We start from the raw sequence: 4,939 nt of genomic DNA, 5'->3' as shown, positions 1-4,939 counted from the left end.
TATGCTGTATACAGAAATACCAACTCAACGCCCTGTAACACCGTTGCTTGATGCGATCGATCATCCTGAGCAACTGCGTGCACTCGAGCAAAGCCAGCTCACTCAAGTGGCGGATGAGTTACGTCAATTCATTTTGTATGCTGCGGGTCAGAGTGGTGGACACTTTGGGGCCAATCTGGGTGTGATTGAGCTTACTGTCGCTTTACATTACTGCTTTAATACGCCACATGATCGCCTGATCTGGGATGTGGGTCATCAGGCTTATCCGCATAAGGCGTTGACCGGACGTCGTGAACAGCTCACTACAATCCGTGCAAAAGATGGTCTGGCCGCATTTCCGGCGCGTGAAGAATCTGAATTTGATACTTTTGGGGTAGGGCATTCATCTACCGCCATTTCTGCTGGCCTTGGCATGGCTCTGGCGCGTCGTTATCAGAACAATCCGTGTGAAGTCGTATCAATCATTGGTGATGGGGCCATGACCGCAGGTATGGCTTTTGAAGCTATGAATGATGCTGTGGCACATCAGGCTGACCTGATGGTGGTTCTGAACGACAATGATATGTCGATTTCATGTAGTACTGGCGGTTTTGCCAAGCATCTCGCTGCAATCTGGGAACGTGGCGAATTCGTCAACGTAACTGAAGATGGTGAGGCTTATGTACAGCCGCACCCGGAATGGCTGTATAACTCGCGTTTACATCAAGCTGCAACTGATGCCGCAGATAACCTGTTTAAAGCCATTGGTTTTGATTATTTTGGTCCTTATGATGGCCATGATGTTAAACAGCTGGTACACGTTTTTAAAGCCTTGAAAAAACGTAAAGGCCCACGTCTGATCCACATCTATACCAAAAAAGGTAAGGGCTTTGCGCCAGCAGAATGTGATCAGATTAAATACCACGCGATTAGCAAACTCAATGCAGTTGCAGCCCCTAATCCAGCACCCAAATATTCAGATGTATTTGGACAATGGTTATGTGATGAAGCAGCACAGGATAAACGTCTATTGGCGATTACTCCGGCAATGTGTGAAGGCTCGGGCATGGTGCAGTTTGCCAAAGAATATCCTGAACGTTTCTTTGATGTGGCCATTGCAGAACAGCATGCAGTGACGCTGGCAGCAGGTATGGCTTGTGAAGGTTTAAAACCGGTCGTCGCTATCTATTCAACTTTCTTGCAACGTGGTTATGATCAGTTGGTCCATGACGTGGCACTGCAAAATCTGGATGTGACGTTTGGGATCGACCGTGCCGGTCTGGTCGGTGAAGATGGCCCAACGCATGCCGGTGCTTATGACTATGCCTATATGCGTACCATTCCGAATCTGGTGATCATGGCGCCAAAAGATGAGAATGAATGCCGTCAAATGTTGCATACGGCTTATCTGTATCATGGTCCGGCAGCAGTGCGTTATCCGCGCGGGAATGGACTGGGTGTGGAAATCCAGAAAACCATGACCGAGATGCAGATCGGTCAGGCAGAATTATTGCTCAGTCTGAACGAACAATATGATGAATATGTTTCGATTCTGGCATTCGGTAGTCGGGTTCAAGCCGCAGTGGAAGCTGCTCAGGTATTTGCCAGCAAACATGATGTGGGCGTACGCGTAGTGAATATGCGTTTTATCAAACCACTGGATACCAAAATATTAAACCAGTTGGCTCATTCAACCAGACTGTTTGTCACTGTTGAAGAACATGCAGTCATGGGCGGTGCAGGAAGTGCTGTGAATGAGTACCTGGCTGAAGTTCAGATCGTTAAACCAATTCTAAATTTAGGTTTGGCGGATACCTTCATGGCACAAGCAACACATAGCCAGATGTTGCAGCAGGCGGGACTTGATAGCCAAGGCATTGAAAAATCAATCAATGAAGCCTGGTCAAAGCTCGGGCAAAGCGTCCTATTTTAAACTCTTAAAAAGTTTCGACACATTTTTTCCCAAAAAGCCCGGATATTTGCTAAAATATGCGGGCTTTTATGCATTATTCTTTATCAGTATCTTCAAATTTGTAGTGGGTGTTCAATGGAACCTATGGTGGTGATGGCTGCGCGTGCGGCTCAATTAGTTGGTCAAGAGCTTTTAAAAGCGCATCAAAATCGTCATAAACTCGATCTGCAAGTCGAAGAAAAAGGCATTGATGGTCCGGTAACGCGTGTAGATCGTTATCTGGAACAGTTGACCATCGATACTCTACGTAAAAGCTATAAAAATCACAGTTTCCTTGGTGAAGAATTTGGTCTGCAAGAAGGTAAAGGTCACGACGCTGATTGGTGTTGGGTGATCGATCCACTTGATGGCACACTAAACTTTATCAACGGTTTTCCGCATTTCTGTATCTCTATCGCAGTTCAGCACAAAGGTGTAACTCAACACGGTGTTATTTATGACCCGGTGAAAGATGAGCTATTCTCTGCGAGCCGTGGTCGTGGTGCGATGCTGAACCAGCGCCGTATCCGTGTAAATGTTAAAGACAGTCTGAACAATACTTTCCTGGCAGTAGGTCATGCTTACCGTACTAAACGTAATGGTGAAGTAGTCTCTTATGCCAAGAATCATTTTGATGCATTGCTTAATGTGACTGAGGCAGGTGCACAATTCCGTCGTGGTGGTTCAGCTGCCTTGGATCTGGCTTATGTCGCTGCTGGTCGTCTTGATGGTTATTTCGAGCTTGGCTTGAAACCTTGGGATATTGCAGCAGGCGAGTTAATCGTGAAAGAAGCGGGCGGTACTGTGGTTGATGCGCGTGGTGGTAGCGATTCTATGGAAAATGGTCAAGTTTTGGCTTGTTCAATGAAAATGCTGAAACCTCTTATGCAAGCAGTTGTTCCTGCTTGGGGTGAGGCAGCGAAATAATCGGGTTTAACGCCGTAAATCGAATATTAAAAAGGTATCTCTCGGGATGCCTTTTTTATTTTTTGAAAATAATTACGGGATAAATATCTTCATATTTAGATGATTCACAGCCTTGATAAAAAGAAAATTGACCAGCTGGAGGATTAATTACATTTCTTTTCTTGGTTAAGTCTTAGAAATTGATGAAGAAATTAGCAGTTAAACAAAATAATCTGAAAAGCGGATGACTTTATGAATAATCCTGCTATAATCTGCGCACGCACTTAATTTCTGTTCGTTACCTGAACATTTCTCTTCTTATCATTGTGTATGCGCGTGCGGTCCAAAGAGAGGACGATATCTCGCGCCCCAATCGCTAAAGCGATTCCTTCAGGTTATGCCGTAATCATGCGTGCGTTATATCACATCGTCGTTACTCGGATCGCCGCTGAATCATCTCTTTTCAGCGTTTAATTGCTGTACCGCTTTTTGTCGATGTCCATTTGACTTTATTTTTAATGGAGCACCCAATTTCCGGGTGGAATACTCTATGAGCAAAACTTTTGCTGAATTTTCTTTGCATGAATCGTTACAACAAGCCCTTCAAGGCTTAGGTTTTACTACTCCGACTCCTGTACAAGAACAATCTATCCCTGCTGCACTAGAAGGTAAAGACCTTTTAGTATCTAGCCAGACAGGTTCGGGTAAAACCGCTGCGTTCCTTCTCCCAACTTTGAACGCACTTGCTAACCAAGATACTTTCGTACCATTTAAAGAACGTATGAAAGCGGTGACTCAACCAACTATTCTGGTGATTTCACCAACTCGTGAATTGGCACAACAAGTATGCCAAGACGCGATCGCATTCGTACGTCACATGAAAGGTGTTCGTATTGCTGCAATTATGGGTGGTATGCCATTTGGTAAACAAATCCAGCAGTTAAAAGGTGCACAGGTTGTTGTAGCAACTCCAGGCCGTTTACTTGACCTTGTTAACCGTCGTCAAATCAAACTTGATAAAGTTGACTCGCTGATCGTCGACGAAGCTGACCGTATGCTGGATCTTGGTTTCTCTGAAGACCTGGAAGCAATCGGTGACTTGGCTGCAAACCGTAAACAAACACTGATGTTCTCTGCAACTTTCGCTCCACGTATCATTACCCTTGCTGAACGCATGATGAATGAGCCAGAGCGTATTGCAATTGAAACTGGTCACTCTACCAATACTGATATTACCCAGACTTTACACTGGACTGATGGCTTTGAGCACAAGAAAAAACTTCTTACTCACTGGTTGAACGAAGAAGACGTTGATCAGGCAGTGGTCTTTGCTTCTACTCAAGAAGATACAGATATGCTGGCTGAAGAACTTGCTGAAGCAGGTTTATCAGTTGTTGCTCTACATGGTGCGATGCCACAAACTGTTCGTAACCGTCGTCTGCGCAGCATCCGTGAAGGTCGTGCAAAAATCCTGGTTGCAACTGATGTTGCAGCACGTGGTCTAGACGTACCGACAATCTCTCACGTGATCAACTTTGGTCTTCCTATGAAGAACGAAGACTATGTACACCGTATCGGTCGTACAGGTCGTGCGGGCCGTACTGGTAAAGCAATTACTTTAGCGACTTATCGTGAACGCGGTAAAATCCGTGCATTAGAAGACTTCCTTGAAGCTCGTCTAAACGTATCTGAAATTGAAGGTCTTGAACCATCTCCACCTCCTGCACGCGGTAGCCGTGATGGCGCTGGTCGTGGTCGTGGCGGTCGTCGTGATGGTGGTCGTGGCTTCGGTGGTGGTCGTCGTTTCGAAGGCGAGAGCAATTTCAAACGTCGTGAAGGTGGTGATGACCGTCCACGTCGTAGCTTCGATGACAAACCTCGTGGCGAACGTCCTGCGTTCGGTGGCGAAGATCGTCCACGTCGTGACTTCAACAGCGATCGTCCACGTCGTGAAGGCGGTTTCGGTGATCGTCCACGTCGTGATTTCAATGAAGACCGTCCACGTCGCGAGTTTAATAATGATCGTCCACGTCGTGACTTTGGTGACCGTCCTCGTTTCGAAGGTAATGATGACAACCGCGGTAACCGTGTAGATTACAAACC

General features: G+C 46.0%; 3 protein-coding genes. All 3 read left to right on the top strand.

Translation table 11 applies throughout. From position 1 onward, the window contains the following. Position 1 precedes the first annotated feature (1 nt). A complete protein-coding gene (gene dxs, locus B4J23_RS01545) occupies positions 2-1,912 on the top strand; it encodes a 1-deoxy-D-xylulose-5-phosphate synthase (RefSeq protein ID WP_291358553.1) in 1,911 nt (636 codons plus the stop codon). 114 nt (positions 1,913-2,026) lie between these two features. Further along, the gene (locus B4J23_RS01540; RefSeq protein WP_004786976.1) at positions 2,027-2,857 is read left to right on the top strand and encodes an inositol monophosphatase family protein; all 831 of its coding nucleotides are present in this window, start codon (positions 2,027-2,029) and stop codon (positions 2,855-2,857) included. A 529-nt stretch (positions 2,858-3,386) separates the two neighbouring features. Next, positions 3,387-4,939 (top strand): DEAD/DEAH box helicase (locus tag B4J23_RS01535; protein ID WP_291358550.1); only part of this gene is annotated, 1,553 nt, incomplete at its 3' end.

This window comes from Acinetobacter sp. UBA3025 (genome assembly GCF_002367915.1).
Classification (GTDB): domain Bacteria; phylum Pseudomonadota; class Gammaproteobacteria; order Pseudomonadales; family Moraxellaceae; genus Acinetobacter.
This window is presented reverse-complemented; position numbering and strand designations above follow the sequence as displayed.

Excerpts from the sequence above, each read along its gene's own strand:
- B4J23_RS01540 (WP_004786976.1), top strand. The coding sequence starts at position 2,027 with ATGGAACCTATGGTGGTGATGGCTGCGCGTGCGGCTCAATTAGTTGGT.
- dxs (WP_291358553.1), top strand. The coding sequence starts at position 2 with ATGCTGTATACAGAAATACCAACTCAACGCCCTGTAACACCGTTGCTT.